We start from the raw sequence: 820 nt of genomic DNA on the forward strand, positions 1-820 counted from the left end.
TCGCTGACATGGTGGTGCCGCCGGAGTCGCACAGGTCTTTCACCTGTCCTGTCACTTCCAGGTCCATTTCAAAACGTGCCTTAGGCGCATTGCGAAACGTGATCGTTTTACCTGCACCGTCCACCACGATCCCCTCCCGGGTCAGCGTCACGGACTGCCCCTGATCGTCATAGACAGCCACCTCCCCCGTCTGCAGCCCTTTCAGGCGGTAGCGCCGGTCCGACACCGTAACAACCACCGCATGAGAACGGTCGCCATCCGGAAACAACACCACCGCTTCCGCACCGCTGTTTGCCCTTGCGGTAAAACCGTAGGGTTCAAGATGTTCAACCCCGGCTTTGGGTTCACCGGCAATCAGGGACACATCCACGGTCTGACATTTCGTGGCGGCACTGATGCTTTTCACCACGGCCCGCCCAATCAGGCCGAGGAGTTGTCGCTGCATGGCTTCAATCGTCCTCATCAGAACGGGTCCTCCTGTACTCTGGCTTTTTTCTTTTTCCGCGCGCCGGGGGCTTCGGGTTCAGGCAGATAAGCATCAGGTGGGCCGACACGGATTTCCGTCAGGGTGCCGTTCTGGTCCTGAGTAAACGTGACTTCCGAAACAAGCAGTTCGGTATTGTCGAAACCACAGACCGGATCAAAGACAATCACCCGCTGGTTGGGCTGCCACAGCGTACCGTTACCCTGTCGCCAGCCCTGCACCACATAGGTGGTTTCATCCGTCCGCGCCGCCCGTTGTCGGGCTTCAAAGTCCGCACGGGCAATACAGCCTGCCCCCGTAGCCTGCCCTGTCTGTCTGATATACATCGGACGGTAA

Annotated in this window: 2 protein-coding genes; both read right to left on the reverse strand. The window is 58.8% G+C overall.

The genetic code is table 11. The features are described 5' to 3' along the window. The coding region (locus tag D9736_RS23170; protein WP_130259261.1) for a phage baseplate assembly protein V at positions 1-463 on the reverse strand (463 nt) is incomplete at its 3' end. Beyond that, positions 463-820: hypothetical protein (locus D9736_RS23175; RefSeq protein ID WP_096951161.1), on the reverse strand; the 358-nt coding region annotated here is incomplete at its 5' end. The genes D9736_RS23170 and D9736_RS23175, both read right to left, overlap by 1 nt.

This window comes from Escherichia sp. E10V10 (genome assembly GCF_004211985.1).
GTDB lineage: Bacteria > Pseudomonadota > Gammaproteobacteria > Enterobacterales > Enterobacteriaceae > Escherichia.